Annotated in this window: 16 protein-coding genes and 2 tRNA genes; all 18 read right to left on the bottom strand. The window is 42.3% G+C overall.

The genetic code is table 11. The features are described 5' to 3' along the window. Window positions 1–61 precede the first annotated feature (61 nt). The 18 genes from EBQ12_RS18750 to EBQ12_RS18835 all read right to left on the bottom strand — a co-directional run bounded on the left by EBQ12_RS18750 (window position 62) and on the right by EBQ12_RS18835 (window position 17,315). On the bottom strand, window positions 62–1,072 hold the full coding sequence (locus EBQ12_RS18750) for a serine/threonine protein kinase (protein ID WP_125590999.1): 1,011 nt from the start codon (window positions 1,070–1,072) through the stop codon (window positions 62–64). Continuing rightward, on the bottom strand, window positions 1,056–1,790 hold the full coding sequence (locus tag EBQ12_RS18755) for a vWA domain-containing protein (protein ID WP_125591001.1): 735 nt from the start codon (window positions 1,788–1,790) through the stop codon (window positions 1,056–1,058). The genes EBQ12_RS18750 and EBQ12_RS18755 overlap by 17 nt, the downstream gene beginning before the upstream one ends. Before the next feature lie 76 nt (window positions 1,791–1,866). Next, entirely contained in the window at window positions 1,867–4,350 is a 2,484-nt protein-coding gene (gene spoIIE, locus EBQ12_RS18760) for a stage II sporulation protein E (RefSeq protein ID WP_125591002.1), read from the bottom strand. A gap of 203 nt (window positions 4,351–4,553) precedes the next feature. Next, a tRNA-Glu gene (locus EBQ12_RS18765) sits at window positions 4,554–4,625 on the bottom strand. A gap of 25 nt (window positions 4,626–4,650) precedes the next feature. Further along, a tRNA-Met gene (locus tag EBQ12_RS18770) sits at window positions 4,651–4,724 on the bottom strand. Between the two features lie 178 nt (window positions 4,725–4,902). Further along, window positions 4,903–5,301, bottom strand: a complete 399-nt coding sequence (locus EBQ12_RS18775; RefSeq protein ID WP_003217901.1) for a S1 domain-containing RNA-binding protein — start codon at window positions 5,299–5,301, stop codon at window positions 4,903–4,905. 82 nt (window positions 5,302–5,383) lie between these two features. Then, complete coding sequence (locus tag EBQ12_RS18780; RefSeq protein ID WP_007496186.1) at window positions 5,384–5,758, bottom strand: FtsB family cell division protein; 375 nt, start codon at window positions 5,756–5,758, stop codon at window positions 5,384–5,386. A gap of 18 nt (window positions 5,759–5,776) precedes the next feature. After that, complete coding sequence (yabQ, locus tag EBQ12_RS18785; protein WP_007496188.1) at window positions 5,777–6,415, bottom strand: spore cortex biosynthesis protein YabQ; 639 nt, start codon at window positions 6,413–6,415, stop codon at window positions 5,777–5,779. After that, window positions 6,412–6,720, bottom strand: coding sequence for a sporulation protein YabP (gene yabP, locus EBQ12_RS18790; RefSeq protein ID WP_007496190.1), 309 nt, complete (start codon window positions 6,718–6,720; stop codon window positions 6,412–6,414). The genes yabQ and yabP overlap by 4 nt, the downstream gene beginning before the upstream one ends. 74 nt (window positions 6,721–6,794) lie before the next feature. Beyond that, a complete protein-coding gene (locus EBQ12_RS18795) occupies window positions 6,795–7,055 on the bottom strand; it encodes an RNA-binding S4 domain-containing protein (RefSeq protein ID WP_008341839.1) in 261 nt (86 codons plus the stop codon). Then, window positions 7,052–8,536, bottom strand: coding sequence for a bifunctional methyltransferase/pyrophosphohydrolase YabN (gene yabN, locus EBQ12_RS18800; RefSeq protein ID WP_125591004.1), 1,485 nt, complete (start codon window positions 8,534–8,536; stop codon window positions 7,052–7,054). The genes EBQ12_RS18795 and yabN overlap by 4 nt, the downstream gene beginning before the upstream one ends. Continuing rightward, window positions 8,526–10,130, bottom strand: a complete 1,605-nt coding sequence (locus EBQ12_RS18805; RefSeq protein WP_125591006.1) for a putative polysaccharide biosynthesis protein — start codon at window positions 10,128–10,130, stop codon at window positions 8,526–8,528. Before EBQ12_RS18805 ends, yabN begins: the two co-directional genes overlap by 11 nt. 204 nt (window positions 10,131–10,334) lie before the next feature. Beyond that, window positions 10,335–10,871: a stage V sporulation protein T gene (gene spoVT / locus EBQ12_RS18810; protein WP_007496196.1), complete on the bottom strand. Its 537-nt coding sequence runs from the start codon at window positions 10,869–10,871 to the stop codon at window positions 10,335–10,337. A 139-nt stretch (window positions 10,872–11,010) separates the two neighbouring features. Then, on the bottom strand, window positions 11,011–14,544 hold the full coding sequence (gene mfd, locus EBQ12_RS18815; RefSeq protein WP_008341846.1) for a transcription-repair coupling factor: 3,534 nt from the start codon (window positions 14,542–14,544) through the stop codon (window positions 11,011–11,013). Window positions 14,545–14,611: 67 nt separating this feature from the next. Next, entirely contained in the window at window positions 14,612–14,842 is a 231-nt protein-coding gene (gene fin / locus EBQ12_RS18820; protein WP_003217967.1) for an anti-sigma-F factor Fin, read from the bottom strand. A 55-nt stretch (window positions 14,843–14,897) separates the two neighbouring features. Beyond that, window positions 14,898–15,464 carry an aminoacyl-tRNA hydrolase gene (gene pth / locus EBQ12_RS18825; protein WP_007496201.1) on the bottom strand — a complete coding sequence of 189 codons (567 nt, stop codon included), beginning with the start codon at window positions 15,462–15,464 and terminating at the stop codon, window positions 14,898–14,900. A gap of 140 nt (window positions 15,465–15,604) precedes the next feature. Then, complete coding sequence (locus tag EBQ12_RS18830) at window positions 15,605–16,231, bottom strand: 50S ribosomal protein L25/general stress protein Ctc (protein WP_008341853.1); 627 nt, start codon at window positions 16,229–16,231, stop codon at window positions 15,605–15,607. 130 nt (window positions 16,232–16,361) lie between these two features. Continuing rightward, window positions 16,362–17,315 (bottom strand): ribose-phosphate diphosphokinase, encoded by a 954-nt coding sequence (locus EBQ12_RS18835; RefSeq protein WP_003217907.1) that lies wholly within the window; start codon window positions 17,313–17,315, stop codon window positions 16,362–16,364. Window positions 17,316–17,323 lie beyond the last annotated feature (8 nt).

A 17,323-nucleotide genomic window follows, 5' to 3' on the forward strand; every position in this document is an offset into this window, starting at 1 on the left:
TATACATATCCTATCACTTTCATTAGCTCCAAGCAAAGAAGAAGCCTGCTTTTTTACAGCTCTATAATAGGAATAAAACCACATAGGCACAGTAAAGAGCGAGCACACTGCATAAGATGAAAATGGTTTCAAAAAGCCCGCCTGATTTTTTGCGTACTGATGTTCTTTTCGCAGCAGCAACTCTTGATCGTGAAGGTGCGACCTGTTGATGTTGGGGAACAGCTGGCTTTTGCCTATTTTGCTGTGATGGCTTCTTTTGTCGTGATTTTCTTGAAGCAAGTAATTGTCCTTCTTTCAGCATCGCCCTTTTCATGTCTGCGGCTGATTGATATTTGCCTTGGAGAGCCGCTTTCAACACCCTCTCATATCGCTTTAATAAAGGATGTCCTTCAATCGCTCGATAAAGCTGCTTTTCTGGTTCTGCCCCTTTTTTAAATTCTTTTTTATAGGCACAGTTCACCATGACCATACTTAAAGCAAATAAATCATAAGAAGGTTCTGCTTTTCTTGTACCGAAGCCCCAGTAGCCGCGGTCAAAAAACTCGGTGTATTCCTTAATCGCCCTTCCTGCCTTCGTTGTTCCTCCAACATCAATACATCGAATCGTAGCTGGGGGGCCTGAAACGATGAGATTATCAGGCTTCAAGTCACCGAAGATCCAGCCTTCCTTATGTAAGTGAGCAAGGTTAGACAACAGTTGAATCATGAGAACGACGATCCATTCATCGCCTTTTTGTTTCACAAATTCAAGCAGCAATGGCCCTCTGACATACTCCATGACATAAAACGACCGTTTCTCTGACATTCCAGGATAAAGAGCATCATCCATATCATAAAAAGAAGGCCCCATGGTTTTCACAGGAGCCTTTGAAAAGGATTTTAATACATTGACTTCAGATGCAATGAGCATACTGTCATCACTCACTTTAAGGGCCACTTGCCCCTTTGACGATTCGGCCAGATAAACCACACCGTTCGCCCCTTTTCCCAGCTCTTTTACAATGCGGTAATGTTGGTGATGCCACTTTCCTTTTATCATTGTACCTAATGGGATGTTAGAAGCCGAATTCATCATGTTCTTCCTTCGCTTCAAGCAGCCCTTTTCGTGAACGAACTGATTTGAAATGCTGGAGTGCTTCTCGAATTGCTGGTCCTGTCGGTGTAATTCCTCCTGTTGTCAGCTTCGGGAAAATCGATGATAACGAATCGAACCGAGGCGTCCAGTTCAACACAATTTCTGCATCTGAGTTTTTCCCGGGAAATACACACATCCCAAACTTATTTTCACCAATTCTCGAATTTAGACTAATAGAGAGATCGATGAGTGCTTCTTTGACCGTTGGCAACTTCGGTTTCATACTTGCACTCGTATCCACAAGCACAAGCACTTGAAGATGAACCGTCTCACCGAGCTCGTCCACAACCTCCATCACTTCTCCACGCTTATCTGGGGGAAGTTCTTCAATTTCAGTATCTTTGCCAAGAATTTGCTGCAATTCTTTATTCACAACACCTTGTAACGTTTGCGTCATCGCCTTTTTTGTCACCATTTGTACGGTTTGAGACAATTGCTGAACGTAGACAACCTGATGAATGCCTCCGCCTGCTAGAGCAATCCCCTCTACTTCTTTCATCGCTTCATGATCGTGTCTGTTCTCTTCCATAATGCCAATGACATTGACTGTGATCCCTTGCTCCTTTGCCAATGCGGCAATCGCAAGTGGGTCTTCCCCATGATTTGAGCAGCCATCTGTAATCAGTAAGATTTGGTTTACGTGACCTTTTCGCATCTTCATTCCTCCTGGGATTGTAACTGAATGCTTATAACCCCATCATCGCCAGAAGAAATTCATATTATACGATATTTCAAGAAATCTCTTGTTTCTGAAGATAGAATGTACCTGTCGGAATGGATGCCCATTTTGGTGTATTGTGGTCGATCCTAATGACGACAACCGTCATATCGTCATCAATTTGACCTGCTCTTGTGCGAATGACCTCCTCCATTAATAAATCAGCAATCTCTTGCGGATCTTCTGTTTTAAAGCTCTTCATTTTTCGTTTGACCCACAAATCATGATTTTCGATATGCTTTGGTCCTTCAAAGATACCGTCGCTCATCATGATAAGGAGATCTCCTGCCTTCATCTGTTCACTCACCACTTCTACTTCAAATTCATCAATAATGCCAATAGGCAAGTTGCTGGCCTGTACCTTCATCACTTGATCACCACGTTTAATAAAACTTGGAGTGGAGCCAATCTTGAGGAACTTACAGCTCGCATCCTGTAAATCAATGATGGATAAGTCTAATGTGGAATAGATTTCATCTGTTGTCCGTAAAGATAAAATGCTATTAATTGTTTTAATCGCTACTTTTTCATCAATACCAGACGCCAAAATTTTTTCTAACAGCTTGATCGTTTCATTGCTTTCAAAATGGGCTCTTGCTCCATTTCCCATCCCATCACTAATAGCTGCGGCATATTTACCTGCACCCAGCTCCATCATGCTGTAGCTGTCTCCAGATACTAATCCTCCGCCTTTCGCTGCATGTGCTACACCTGTAGACACTCGATACGATTTTGCAGAACCGAATACAACATGACAATAACCTGTTGGATGCTCCGCACACTGCTCTGCTTTGACTAAAACTTGTTCTTCTAAAATATCCGAGAGCATTGGAGCGATGATTTTTTCGCATTCCCCATGACCTTGGCAATAGGGAATTCTCATCTCTATATCAACATTTCCCTGTTCTAAGCTATAAATTTCAACTTGCTGAATTTCAATTCCAAAGTTCTGAAGTGCTTCTATCATCTGCTCTTCCTGAATAAAATGCTGCTCTCTTTCTCGTTTTATTTCCCGGGAAAAATCCTCCATGACTTGTGAGACACCCATAAGTTGTTCGGCCACAAGGCGCCTGCTGTCTTGGACCTTTTTCTTTAAGGTCTGATTTGCTTTATAGTAAGCTATCTCCTCTTCAATCAATTCTTCTACATGCTTTGATTTTGAGCAGTGCTGACTGAATTTCTTTTTCAACTTCCGGTTATGCTCGTACGTTTTTTCATCAGATTCATGCATAACTTGTTTCATGAGTTCATAGGTTGTATCAAAGTTCTGCACCCAGCATTTATTTTTCTTATAGCACGTTTGACAGGAACGTTCTGTGATCGTACTTAAAAAAAGATCTACATCCTCTTCCTGCTTCTTTTCCTCAGGAATGGATTCGTAAAATGTCGCAAAACTCTCAGACAGCGCATGAAATACATTAGAGAATTGATCTACCTTTTTTGCTGTCACGTCTCGTACTTTTCTGGCATATTGCTGCTGTTCCTGTACATGCTCTACCGTACCAGGAATATATTTTGCCACCTTGGACGTTACTGACTGTGGCGTGAGCAAAAACAGTGCAACTGCGATGAGTGATTCATATAGCGTGGTCATTAGCCCTGCTGACCCTTCACCGTAGAGGGAGATTAGTAAAGAACCCACAATCAAGCCGATGGCGGCTCCTGCTTTTTTCCCCTCTTTTAGTAATCCGCCTAATAAGCCTGAAAAGGCAAGCAGACTCATCTGATAAAGGTTGCCGATGTTGGCGAGACCAAGAATTAATCCAGTTACAACACCCACTGTACAACCAATACTCGCTCCTCCAATAAAGGCAAAGCTCAGCACTACATATCGTGACAAAATATGCTCTGCCTGCATTCCTTGAAATGTGATCCCAGCCAGACCTGTTAAAACTGAAGCGATTAATATCATAAAGCAAATAATTTCTTCAACCTTTAAAGAGTGTTTGATTTTCCTGACTGTAAAAATCGGCAAACTTTGAAGAAATATCAGTGTCAGAATGAAGGCAAGTCCAGCTTCAACCCCTGCCATCACATAGTCATAGCTTTGAACCGCACCCTGCTCGAGGTATACAAAAGCTCCCCTGGTTATCAGCATTGAGAGCACAATTACAACCGGTAATGTTTTCACCGGGTCTTTGATGATGAATGAAACGACCTTTGACATGAGAAGGAACACGATCAATGACGCAAACACGAATAATGCATTTTGAGGTGATATCGTCATCGCCCCAGCGAGTAAAGCAAGACAAGCAAGCATCGCTTTATCCCTTTTAATGAGCAGCATGGACCCAAAGAAAGGCAATGCAAACGGCATAATTTCAGATAAGATAAAGGCTCGTCCCAATAAAAAGCCCAGAACAACATAAATAAACCCTTTATAGAAAAAAAGAGAATGCGTATGATGAAGAAACAGGTTTTTCATCTTTTTTAACCCTGCACTGATTCTTTCAAACCCGGCTCCCGTTAAATCAGTTCTTCTTTCTAGTTTTTCCATCTTTTCATCCCCCACCTGATATTCGTTGCTTGTCATTATAGCGAAGGTGAAAAAGAAATTTTGTCAAAAGAAGTTGTCGTTTCCATAAAACGTTCGACGCTTTATTTGCCAAAAAGGCATACTTTCTTGAAAGTCGATGTCTTTCATCAGAATTTTACGAAAGCACAAAAAAACAGCTTTCCTATAGAAAGCTGTTTTGAAGATGACCCGTACGGGATTCGAACCCGTGTTACCGCCGTGAAAGGGCGGTGTCTTAACCGCTTGACCAACGGGCCTTGCTTATTGTTCTTTTTAAAAGGATAGCGGCGGAGGGGATCGAACCCCCGACCTCACGGGTATGAACCGTACGCTCTAGCCAGCTGAGCTACACCGCCATAATGTAAAATGCGCTAAGAAGCACAAGAACTATAATACAAAGGATTCGCTTGTCCGTCAATAGAAAGTTTTAAATTAAATGGCAAATGCACAAAAAACGTTGAATTTGTATTAAAAAAAGCACCCGCTAAACAGCAGATGCTTTGTTGTGAAAAATATATAGAAAGCAGCAACAAGTTAACCTCTTCTTGCTCCGCGCCCCCCACGTTTTGATTCCGTGTTACGTTTTAAAGATGTTAAGCGATCTTCGCTATCTTTTAAGAATTTGTTCATTTTTTGCTCAAACGATTCCTTCGGACGGAAATCATTTCTGCTCGGTCTTGATTGTTGTTGTTGAGGACGATCTTTTGCTTTTTTAATGGACAAGCCGATTTTACCGTCTTTTTCAACGTTAATCACTTTCACTTCAACTTGTTCACCGACTTTTAAATGCTCATTAATATCTTTTACATAGTTATCGGCTACCTCACTGATATGAACGAGACCAGTTGAACCGCCTGGCAACTCCACAAAAGCTCCAAAATTTGTAATGCCCGTAACTTTCCCTTGTAACTTGCTGCCAACTTCAATCGACATAAAAAAAGTGCTCCTCCTTAGACTTATAAAAAAATCTCATTTGTTCAATTATACATAAACTGAATTTTAAGTGTCAACAAGGCTAATCGCTCTTATTGCCCACATCAAAGATTTTTTCGCCTTTTTTAGACATATAATAGTCCCGTCGTGCCAGTTCGAGTACGTATTCTTTGCTTTTCAGCTTTTTGATTTCATCAGAAATATCTTCCTGCTTTGTTTGTAATTGCTTCAATTCTTTTTCAAGCGCAACCTTCTTCTCTTCTTTTTCTTTCAATGCAGACGATTGCGACCAGAGGGCACTTGTTACCAAAACAGCAAACATGAGCACAATGACTCCAAACACGGTAAGCCTTCTAAGGAGTCCCCGGCGTTTGCGTTTTAGGCGCTGCGCTTGCTGTTCCATTTGTTTTTGATAATCATTTTGAATTTGTGCGATATTTCTTTTTCTCTCGTTCAAGGATGAAGGCCTCCTCTCTTACTTTGTCCAGAATTGTTTCCATTTCGTTTTCATGGTACGAGATAATTTCTTGATCCCTTGTAAAATTCCTGCTCCTTTTGAGAAAAACAACCTCATTGATGTTCGCCATTTTTCGGGAATTCGATGAATAATGGTTACATTGAGTAACCAAATAAGCGGATAACAAACAATATACAGCACCTTCCACACGAGTCGAAACGCAAAACGAACAAGGCGTAAGAGCGAGTGGAACAAGAACAGAAGAGCACTTATGATCAAACCGACGATCCAGCGAATGGGCTGGAAAACCATCGACATGATCAGCCTTTTCAGGAAGAGAACAGTCTGATAAATACACCTCATCACAAACTTGAGGATGTTCATATACAGCTGTTTCATCAATGCCTGGTACATCGAGAAACCTAAAGCAACAGCTAGAAAAATATAAAGTCTGAATTCTCCCTCATTGGTTAGCAGCAGGACATAAAAGAATAACAGACCCTGCACCACCCAAAAAAGGAGGTCGTGAATGACCAGCAGCCATTTTGCTGTTTTTTCCCGGTTCACAAACAGCTTGTACGTATCCAGCGATGCGCCCAGCCAGATGCCCATCGCCGCCATCGAAAGCATCGTATAAAACTGGACCGTCAGTGTCATTTAAACAGCTTGCTAAAAAATCCTTTAGCTTTCTCCCCGTGCTGCTCATCTACATAGATTAAGTCAAAGACACGCCCTTTAATGGACACAACGCCCTTTTCTACATCTAAGTTTTTCATTTGCAGATTTTCTCCGCGAATGGCAAGGACTCCCATGACAGTCTCAAGCAGAAATTCTTCATTATCAAAGCTCTCGACTTGTTTGACCCCGGTAATATCTAAATGCTTTCTGTTGCGCATTGTGACATGATGCTCGGCTTCTGATGACAACTTCGTGCCTTGAGGTTGATTATAATATTGATTCATTTATACATCCCCCATATCTCATACTTGCATTGTTACTGCATTGTATGTGACAGGCGGGACATTTAGAACAAGCCCTATTCTGCTGTTTTCTCTTCTTTTAGCACAGTATACATGCCAGCAGCTTCTTCTTTTTTCGTTGTGTCTTTTAACTCGTTGACTTGAACAGTCACAAGCTTTTGGCCAAAGCGAATTTGAAGCTCGTCCCCTTCTTTCACGTCAGAGCTGGCTTTCGCCTGCGTGCCATTAATGGAAATTCTCCCTTGATCGGCTACTTCTTTTGCCAATGTTCTTCTTTTGATTAAACGAGACACTTTTAAGAATTTATCTAGTCTCATGTATGTTCACCTCTTTCTATGCGTTTAGCATCGTTCCACAGATCGTCCATTTCTTCTAGGGTCAAGTCCTCTAGTGAACGCCCTATGTCCTTTGCTTTTTGTTCAATATGCTGAAAGCGCCGCATGAATTTTGTGTTTGCGGAAGAGAGGGCGGTTTCAGGCTCTAGGTGATAAAATCTGCCGATGTTGACGAGAACAAATAAAAGATCCCCAAATTCATCCTTCATCTGCTTTGTTGCACCTTCATCCGTCTTATCTGCCACTTCCACAAGGAATTCCTGCTTTTCTTCTTCATATTTGTTCCAAATATCTTCTACTTCTGTCCAGTCGAAGCCCACTTTCGCTGCTTTCTTTTGGAGCTTATAAGCTTTTGTTAAAGCTGGAAGAGTCGTTGGAATGGATTGCAAAATAGAAGCTGCACGCTCCGGTTTTTCCTGCTGCTTGATTTTTTCCCAGTTGGCGACGACATCTGATGCTTCAGACACATCCGTATCACCAAACACATGCGGATGTCGTCGAATCATTTTTTCTGTGACATGCTGGATGACGTCATCCATTGAGAAGTAACCATCATCTTCACCAATTTGGGCATGGAGTAAAACTTGCAGCAGTACATCTCCGAGTTCTTCAACCATATGATCTGGATCGTCTTCATCTATGGCTTCCAGCAGCTCATAACATTCTTCAATTAAATATGGTTTGAGCGACTCATTCGTTTGTTTTTGATCCCAAGGACAGCCGCCAGGACCTCTTAATGTACGAATGACTTCACGGAAAGTGTCAAATTGTTGATAGAGTAGCTTTTCATCTTGGATTGGAGGCACATAAACACTCGTTAAGTTATTTATCGACACATCTCGATCAAGTTCAAATAAAGGAACACCTGTAATCTGTTCCTGACTGCTTCCAGCTGCCGTTACGATAAAGACTTCATAATCGTCAGGTAGCTTTTCCATGAGGGTCAGCTTCACATTCGAGGCTGTCATCTGATCATATACCTGACAGATCAGCACATGCTGGGTCAACTTCAGATCATCCGCTCTCATATCCCCTGCGTCAACGAATTGCAGCCCTTCAATTGGGTCAATCTGTAAGGAATTAAACGTCGCATCCAAAAAGCTTTGTCCACCAGCGACGTACACCTCAACCCCGCGCTCCTTCTGTTGTGAAACAAGAAGCTGCACTGTCTTTTCCGCTACAAACGGGTGACCTGGTACTGCATACACAATATCTTTCCCCTCAGCCTCTTGGAAGAGAATGTCTGTGATTTCCTCATACACTGCATCAAACTGATCATGCTTTTCATATATCTCATCAAAAAAGGTCAGAGACGGGACCTCCTGCATCAATTCTGCGGTGAGTGGATGATCCTGCGTTCTCATGTATACTTCTTTCGCCTGCTTCAGCTGCTTATATACACCGAGCGTTAGCTGATCCATGTCGCCTGCCCCAAGACCAACGACTGTAATCTTACCTACCATTTCGATTCCCTCTCATCTGTTTAAAATATAAAATCTTTTCTCCTAATGGAATGAGTCTCCATTCCTCTTCCGTAAATACGTCTAGCTTAAGAATACTATATAAAAAGGCGAAACCACCAATAAAAACTGAAGTCAGGCTCTCTAAAACAGAAAACGGTCGTTTCTCAAAGGGAATGATCCAAGAAAACAATGCCTGATATCCAATTAAAACGACAGCCATGAATGCTGCTGATAAAAGAATTTTCACTGGGAATAGCTCTCTTATTGAAATCCACCCTTTATGCTTCAAATACACCGCATTGAGCGCAGCGGCGGCGAGAAACCCACAAACAGTCGACCATGCGGCTCCATAAATGCCGAATAACGGGACAAGAGCCAGCGTCAGACCCCATTTCACCAGTACACTGATCAGGACCACAACAGCCGGGTACACGGTATGTCCCAGACCCTGAAGTAAAGCGGTTTGCGTAATCGCCATTGATGTGAAGGCAATGGATATGCAAAATATTTGCAGCGCATCTGTCCCTAAGTCATTACGAAAAAGCATAATGTTCACAGACGATAAAATACATATAAGACCGACAGCTGAACCAATCCCCAGCACCGATGTTGCCTTAAACGATGTACGTACTTTTTCACGAATTGCTTCATGCTGCCCTTTTCTTAAGGCCGACGACAAAAACGGAACAAGAGACGTCCCAATACTAATTGCAAACACCGTCCCGAGCTGCAGGAACGGCTGACCTCGGTCATATACGCCTTTTGCCGCCTTTGCAGCTGCTTCACTCAGTCCCTCACTGCGCAGTAGCGCATACAAGTGAAAAGCATCGATCATTTGCATCCATAGGATCAGCAATCCACTCACACAAATCGTCAATGTATAAAGCACCAAACTCTTCAGCACATCTTTTTTCCGCAGTGTAGCCTGTTTTAATGTCTTGCTCGCTGACGACCGCTTCCGATAGGTCAGCCAAAGGAAAAGAAGCAAAATGAGTGAAGCCGCACTTCCAGCTATAGAAGAGAACACCGCACCCGCTCCTGTTTCATAAAGCGAATAGCCATGTCTCACAAAATAGAAAGATAAAACAAGCAGGACGCCTACTCTGATGAGCTGCTCAGCCAATTGAGAGACCGCAGTGGGGAGCATCAGCCCATCACTCTGAAAAACACCCCTCAGAATCACGGTAAGCGGCAGAAACAAAAACACAAACGAACTCATCTGGATGAGCAACATTAATTGACTGTCCGCCATGAGATTCGCAATTGTGCCTGCTCCTATGTATAAACAAAGAAATAAGACCGAGCTCAGCAAAGTGATATACACCAAGGATACCTTTGTAATGATTCGGCGATTCTCCTCACCATGCTCGCTCAGGAGCTTGGACACCATCACAGGAAAACCAGTGGTGCCGAGCATGATCGCAATGCCAAGAAAGGGATAGACCTGCTGATAAATATAAAAACCTGTGTCTCCTACGATATTTTGAAAAGGGACACGATATACGGCACTCAGTACCTTTGATAACAAGCCTGCGATGGTTAAAATCACCGCACCTTGGAAAAGCCAATGCGGCTGATTTACAGCATTTTTCATGGATGACTCCTTTATGTTCAATCAAAAAATATACCTGCATTTAAACGCACTCATTATATCATACGTGACTGGCAAGCCGTTTCTTTCTAAGGAGTAGACGATACATTCATTGTTTTGTTTCATCCCATATAAAAAACGCCGACAAAATCAGATGATTTCATCGGCATTCTTTCGTTTTATCAAAATGATATAGATTTATTAGACCTAATGTTCCATTTGACGGGCTAAGAAGCCAGCTGCCGTTTCTGCCGCTTTATGCTCCACTTCTCCCATTGAACGCTCTTTAGAAAATAAGACGACGGCGCCAATTGGATCTCCGTTTGCAACAATAGGTGCAATGGTATAAGCTGATACATCATCATCAATACCATCCACAAGCTGAATTTCTTTCTTGCTGTCCTCTAATACAGAATTACGCTGATCCATTGTTCGTTCAAGTAAATCACTAATGGATTTGTTTAAATACTCTTTTTTTGAACTACCGGATACAGCAATATACGTATCACGATCACAGATGAGGATAGAATGACCCAAACTGTCGAATAATGCATCAGCATATTCCTTCGCAAAGTCTCCTAGCTCACTAATCGGTGAATACTTCTTCAAAATGACTTCTCCATCGCGGTCGACAAAAATCTCAAGTGGATCTCCTTCCCGGATGCGCAATGTTCTGCGAATCTCCTTCGGTATAACCACTCTACCTAGATCATCGATGCGGCGTACAATTCCAGTTGCTTTCATTCACTGCTGCCTCTCTTTCGTTTGATGATGTGTTGGGTGAATGGAACAAAAGCGTCCACTTTATGCAACATTCACCACTTGACCCTGAGATTAGTATCCGTCACATCAAACGTAATATACACGAGAGACCAACAAAATTTTATGAAGATGGAATGGTTTCTTTTTTCACATCTTGAAGACCTCGAAGCATACGAAGAATGACTTCAAGCCACTCCTCCGTTTTCTTGCCTTTTGTTTGGACAGAAATAATCAGCTTGCTGCCTTCCATGCCAAGACCGATATCACGTCCATATTGACTGCCAAGCTCAAATAATTTTTGACCATCGATGTCGCTGCTTGCTTTTTCATCGAGAGTGAGTCTAACAATGCCTTTCTCCATCTTGATCAACTCGACACGTTCCTGCACAGCGTACACCTTCATCGTCGCAATCGTGAACAAATCAGCCACTTCTTGCGGATATTCTCCGAATCGGTCAATCATTTCATCTTGAAGCTCTTTCCGCTCTTCTATTGATCCAATCGCTCTAAACTGTTTATACATCTCGATCTTTTGTTTGCCATCAGAAATATAGCTATCTGGAATGTAGGCATCAATTTGGAGATCAATTTCCGGCTCAAATTTTTCTTGAGCAGTCGTATCGCCTCTTCTTTCTTCAATGGCTTCTTTCAGCATTTGAGAGTAAAGGTCGAATCCAACAGAATCAATAAATCCATGCTGCTGTGCACCAAGTAAGTTCCCTGCTCCTCGAATTGTTAAATCACGCATCGCAATTTTAAAGCCTGATCCAAGCTCAGTGAATTCTTTAATGGCTTGAAGTCTTTTCTCAGCTACTTCAGAAAGCACTTTATCTTTTCGATAAGTGAAATAAGCATAGGCCACACGATTCGAGCGCCCAACTCGTCCTCTTAACTGGTACAGCTGCGAAAGCCCCATTTTATCAGCATCATGAACAATGAGCGTGTTCACATTTGGTATGTCTACGCCCGTTTCGATAATGGTTGTACTAACGAGTACATCCGATTCACCTTCTAGGAAATTAATCATCACGGATTCCAGCTCGTTCTCACTCATTTTCCCGTGTGCGTAGCTTACTTTTGCGTCTGGAACAAGCATCGAGATTTCATCTGCTTTTCGTTCAATATCCTCCACTCGGTTATAAAGGAAGTACACTTGACCGCCTCTTGCCAATTCTCGCTCAATAGCTTCTCTAACTAACGCACCATTGTACTCGACAACATAGGTTTGAACTGGGAAACGGTTCTCAGGTGGCGTTTCAATAACAGATAAGTCACGTACGCCAAGCATCGACATATGAAGCGTACGAGGAATTGGCGTTGCCGTTAACGTCAGCACATCAATATTGGCTTTCATTTGCTTAATTTTCTCTTTATGCGTCACACCAAAGCGCTGCTCTTCATCGATAATTAACAGTCCTAAATCCTTGTACACAATGTCTTTTGAAAGAAGACGATGCGTCCCAATGACCATATCAATGGTTCCGTTTTTCAGCCCTTTTAAGGTTTCTGTTGTTTCTTTTCGTGTACGGAAGCGGCTAAGCTGAGCGATTTTAACAGGATAGTCTTGGAATCTGTCCATAATCGTGTCAAAATGCTGCTGCGCTAAGATCGTTGTTGGTACAAGCAGTGCCACCTGCTTCCCGTCAGCAATAGCTTTGAAGGCCGCTCGAATCGCCACCTCTGTTTTTCCATAGCCCACATCTCCACAAAGCAGACGATCCATCGGGCGCTCCCGCTCCATGTCTTGCTTGATTTCATGAATCGAGCGAATTTGATCATCTGTTTCTTGGTAAGGGAATGCAGATTCAAACTGGCGCTGCATCTCATGGTCAGGCGAGAAGGCATACCCTTTGCTTGCTTCACGTTCTGCGTACAGCTTAATCAGATCATCTGCAATGTCCTGCACAGATGATTCTACTTTTTTCTTCACGCGTTTCCAGTCGCTGCCGCCTAATTTGTATAGCTTTGGTTCTTTTCCTTCTGACCCTACATACTTCTGCACCTGATCAATTTGTTCAACAGGGACATAAAGCTTGTCGCTTCCTTGATAATGAATATTTAAATAATCTTTATGAATGCCGCCAATTTCAAGCGTTTCAATTCCTAAATACTTACCGATCCCGTGGTTAATGTGCACCACATAATCGCCCACTTGCAGCTCTGAATAGCTTTTGATTCGCTCTGCGTTTGTCAGCTTTTGCTTACGTGCCTGCTTCTTCACACGTTTCTTGAAAAGTTCACCCTCTGTAATGACAGCAATTTTGGATAAAGGTAGTTCAAAACCGGTTTGAAGCTCACCTTGTAAAATATATACTTGCCCGCTGACAAGCTCAGCATCAGGTTTAGCAAGAGCTGCTTCAATGTCATAATCATGCAAGACAGATGACAACTTCTCTGTCCGCTCTTCATCCGCACCTAAAAAGACAACCGTATAATTCTGCTTTTTGTAGCGTTCAATTTCACTTGCAAGCACATTCATCTGGCCGTGGAAATTCTGCATTTGCTTACTAGATACATTGACGATATTTTGCGGATTGGTCTGCTGAACATGTCTCAAAAATAAGGAATAGTACAGAATCGATCTCGATTGCTGATTGAACAGCTCTTGAAATGGGAAGGAAAGGGCTAGATCATGCAGAATATTCCCTTCTTCCAGCAGACTAATTGTCCAATCTGCTTCTTCCTGTTCAAGCTGTTCTTCCATCTCCTGAATTCTGCTGATTTCATCTAGAATGATAATCGTATCCTGCGATGTATAATCTAGCAAACTAGCAGGCTTTTCATAGAAATAGGACAGATACTTCGTCATTTCTTGTGTCACAATACCTTCTAGCAGCTTCTCACGATCAGCAGAAATATTCTGATGGAGCAGTTCTTTTTGTTTATCCGAGTTGAATTTCTTTAAGCTACTGGCAAGACCTTCGTCAAGCTGTTCAATCGCTCTCACTCGTTCAGGCCCTCTTACAATCAGCTCTTTCGCCGGGCCAATCTTGATTTCTTGAAGTGTTTCCAATGAACGCTGCGTGTCAGAGTGGAAGGACCGAATAGAATCCACTTCTGTATCAAACAGCTCTATACGGATCGGGTGGTCTTCCGTTAACGCATAAATGTCAATGATTCCTCCGCGCACACTAAAGTCTCCGGGCGCAGCGACCATGGACGTCCGGTCATAACCGATTTGCACGAGTTGTTTTGAAAACGCCTCCAAATCAATTTCTTCACCAACCTTTAAATGGATCTGACTCTCCTTCCAGAGCTCAACAGGAGGAAGCATTCTACGCACTGCAGCTGCTGGGGTCACGACAATCGGATTTTCTCCATTCGCGAGACGATTCAATACATCAAGACGCTGCGCTCTAAGCTCAGGGCTTGCCACAGCAATTTCAGATGCAATGAGTTCATTGACAGGATAAAGAAGGACCGAACGATCTGGCATCACACTTGCTAGATCATCTGTGACCTTCTGCGCTTGATATAAGTTATGTGTCACAATAAACATCGGCCGCTTTAATTCGTCTGATATGGCGGCTGTAAATAAAGATCTGACGGAGCCTGATAGTCCGGCGAGCAGCTGTTCTTTTAACCCTTCTTTTAGTCCGTTAAAAATGGACTGAAAATCATCACTTTGTTTGATAAATGATTGTATATTTTTCATTTGGCTCCTCCTCCCTGCTTGTTTAAAACAGAAAAACGCTTTGGTCTATTATCTACACCAAAGCTTTTTATTGAATAAAGGTATGATACTGATGGTAATCAGGATTTCTTTCGAGCGCCTCTTGGCAATCCTCACAAATGGTTTGTACATGTAAATCACCATTTTCCCTATAAGAAATCATATCGTTTCTTTCCTCATTTGTTAAGTGATGAAATCCAAGTGCTTCACTTTGGACAGCGGATTCATCTAGACTGCCAACCTTTACACCACAGTGCCGGCAGTAATAGTGCAAAGCCATACGTGATCCTCCCATGCTGAGATTTTATGATCAGTATGTGCTTTGCTTATCATTCTTATACCTTCTTGTTAAAATCATTCATCACTTCTAAAAATGGCTTTGTTAAAGCCGCTTCACAAGCTTCAACAGATGCTTGAATAGCAGATGAGATATCAGGCTGTTCTTCCTCTGAGAAGCGTCCTAGTACGTAATCGACGACCTTCATGCCGTTTTGTGGACGGCCGATGCCGATACGGAATCGGTCAAACTCAGGTGAACCTAAATGCTGAATCAACGATTTGATTCCGTTATGTCCGCCTGCACTTCCTTTAGTACGCAAACGAATCCGGCCCGTTGGCAAATCAAGATCATCATAAATGACCTTCAAATGTTCAAGGGGAATATCATAGTAATCCATCAGCGGACGCACACATTCCCCTGATAAGTTCATATATGTAAGAGGCTTCACAAGTAGAACCTTTTGCCCCGAAACAAACCCAGTTCCATATTGTCCATGGAATTTTGATTGATTTAATGGGATGTCCCATTTTTTTGATAGTTCATCTATTGTCATAAACCCGACGTTATGTCTTGTTTTTTCATATTCTTTTCCTGGATTACCCAATCCAACGAACGCAATCATGAAACCAATAACCTCCTTTGTCGCACATGCACACGCCTAAAAAATGAGCCAATGTGATTGCCTCATGCAAAACGTATGAATTCTTTTCATTCTAGCACAAAAGACGTAACCGCGGGAGGGTTACGTCTCTAATTGACCAGTTATTCTTCGCTGTCATCTTTTTCTTTAATGGCCTCAGGCTCTTGCGTTTCCTCTTCACTATCTGGCTCTGGAACCTCTGATTGCTGAGGCGGTAAGATCGAAGCAACAACTTCTTCTGGATCATTATTAATTTGATACGTAGACTGAACAGACAGATCACCAACTGTTAGTACGTCATTTACTTCTAAGTTTGTAATATCAGCTTCAATATTTTGCGGGATATCCTTTGGTTTCGCTGTAATGGATAGCTCAAATAGTGGCTGCTGAAGCACACCGCCATCCTTTACACCTTTGGATTCGCCAATGAGTTGTACAGGTACATCTGCGTCAATTTCTCGCTGTAAGTCGACCACTTGGAAATCAGCGTGGACTAGCTCATTTTTCAACGGATCTGTTTGCAGTTCTGTTACCATCACAGATTTTGTTTCACCGCCAACGTCTAATGTGATGATTGTGTTTTTTCCTTCATCACGTAATGTCTTTAATAAATCAATACTGTCTAATGAAACAGCAAGGTTGTCTGTATTTTTTCCGTATATGACACCAGGAACGTGTCCTGAATGACGGATTTTTTGCAGTGTGGAACGTTTGAAATCAGTTCTTTTATTTGCTTTTAAAGTTGCCATATTCAGCACCATCCTATTTCTTTTTTGTCACTACTTTCATAAATACCCATAACTGAATCATTTTAAACATGTTTGCCTTTCATTTATCACAGCAAAAAGACCCCAAGCTGATGCCTAGGGCCTTTTCCAATTAGCTGAAAAGGTAGCTCACAGATTCTTCTTCATGTACACGGATGATGGCTTCTGCAAGCAAAGGCCCAACTGAAAGCGGAATGAATTTTCCAACTTTCTTGTCATCTGTTAAGTGAATACTGTTTGTCACAACTAATTCTTTAATTTTAGAGTTTGTAATACGTTCTACTGCTGGTCCAGACAATACTGGGTGAGTACAACAAGCATAGACTTCAGCCGCCCCATTTTCCACAAGTGCATTTGCAGCAAGTGTAATCGTACCAGCTGTATCAATGATATCATCGATGAGAATCGCCGTTTTGCCTTCAATGTTCCCAATGATGTTCATCACTTCAGCCACGTTCGGCTTCGGACGACGTTTGTCGATAATTGCGATTGGTGCTTTCAGGCGGTCCGCCATTTTGCGCGCACGCGTAACACCACCGTGGTCAGGAGACACAACAACGATATCATTCAAGTTTTTCTGTTCGAAATAGTTTGTTAAGATTGGCACAGCCATTAAGTTATCGATTGGAATATCAAAGAAACCTTGGATTTGCGGCGCATGAAGATCAAGTGCAATGACACGTGTAGCACCTGCTGTTTCAAGTAAGTTCGCAAACAGCTTCGCTGTGATTGGCTCACGAGGTTTCGCCTTACGATCTTGACGTGCATATCCGTAATAAGGGATGACAATATTGACCGTTTTCGCAGAAGCGCGTTTTAGTGCATCTACCATAATGAGTAGCTCCATAATGTGCTCATTGACTGGCGCACTAGTAGATTGAATGACATAACAATCACAGCCGCGGATACTTTCTTCAATATTGATTTGGACTTCACCGTCACTAAAACGTTTAACAGAGCTCTTTCCTACATCAACTCCGATACGATCGGCAATTTCTTTGGCAAGTTCAGGGTTTGAATTCAAAGAGAATATCTTTAAATTCGCATCAGCATAACGATTAGACATGGTAAACC

The sequence above is a fragment of the Bacillus sp. 2B09 genome (assembly GCF_003946835.1).
Taxonomy (GTDB): Bacteria; Bacillota; Bacilli; order Bacillales; family Bacillaceae; genus Bacillus; species Bacillus altitudinis.

Bases quoted from the DNA above. Each gene is read 5' to 3' on its own strand.
- EBQ12_RS18755 (WP_125591001.1), bottom strand. From the start codon at position 1,790: ATGCGAAAAGGTCACGTAAACCAAATCTTACTGATTACAGATGGCTGC.
- yabN (WP_125591004.1), bottom strand. From the start codon at position 8,536: ATGGTAGGTAAGATTACAGTCGTTGGTCTTGGGGCAGGCGACATGGAT.
- EBQ12_RS18830 (WP_008341853.1), bottom strand. From the start codon at position 16,231: ATGGCAACTTTAAAAGCAAATAAAAGAACTGATTTCAAACGTTCCACA.
- EBQ12_RS18750 (WP_125590999.1), bottom strand. From the start codon at position 1,072: ATGAATTCGGCTTCTAACATCCCATTAGGTACAATGATAAAAGGAAAG.
- EBQ12_RS18835 (WP_003217907.1), bottom strand. From the start codon at position 17,315: ATGTCTAATCGTTATGCTGATGCGAATTTAAAGATATTCTCTTTGAAT.
- yabQ (WP_007496188.1), bottom strand. From the start codon at position 6,415: ATGACACTGACGGTCCAGTTTTATACGATGCTTTCGATGGCGGCGATG.
- EBQ12_RS18775 (WP_003217901.1), bottom strand. From the start codon at position 5,301: ATGTCGATTGAAGTTGGCAGCAAGTTACAAGGGAAAGTTACGGGCATT.
- pth (WP_007496201.1), bottom strand. From the start codon at position 15,464: ATGATTGCGTTCGTTGGATTGGGTAATCCAGGAAAAGAATATGAAAAA.
- spoIIE (WP_125591002.1), bottom strand. From the start codon at position 4,350: ATGGAAAAACTAGAAAGAAGAACTGATTTAACGGGAGCCGGGTTTGAA.
- mfd (WP_008341846.1), bottom strand. From the start codon at position 14,544: ATGAAAAATATACAATCATTTATCAAACAAAGTGATGATTTTCAGTCC.
- EBQ12_RS18795 (WP_008341839.1), bottom strand. From the start codon at position 7,055: ATGAGACTAGATAAATTCTTAAAAGTGTCTCGTTTAATCAAAAGAAGA.
- yabP (WP_007496190.1), bottom strand. From the start codon at position 6,720: ATGAATCAATATTATAATCAACCTCAAGGCACGAAGTTGTCATCAGAA.
- fin (WP_003217967.1), bottom strand. From the start codon at position 14,842: ATGGCTTTGCACTATTACTGCCGGCACTGTGGTGTAAAGGTTGGCAGT.
- spoVT (WP_007496196.1), bottom strand. From the start codon at position 10,871: ATGAAAGCAACTGGAATTGTACGCCGCATCGATGATCTAGGTAGAGTG.
- EBQ12_RS18805 (WP_125591006.1), bottom strand. From the start codon at position 10,130: ATGAAAAATGCTGTAAATCAGCCGCATTGGCTTTTCCAAGGTGCGGTG.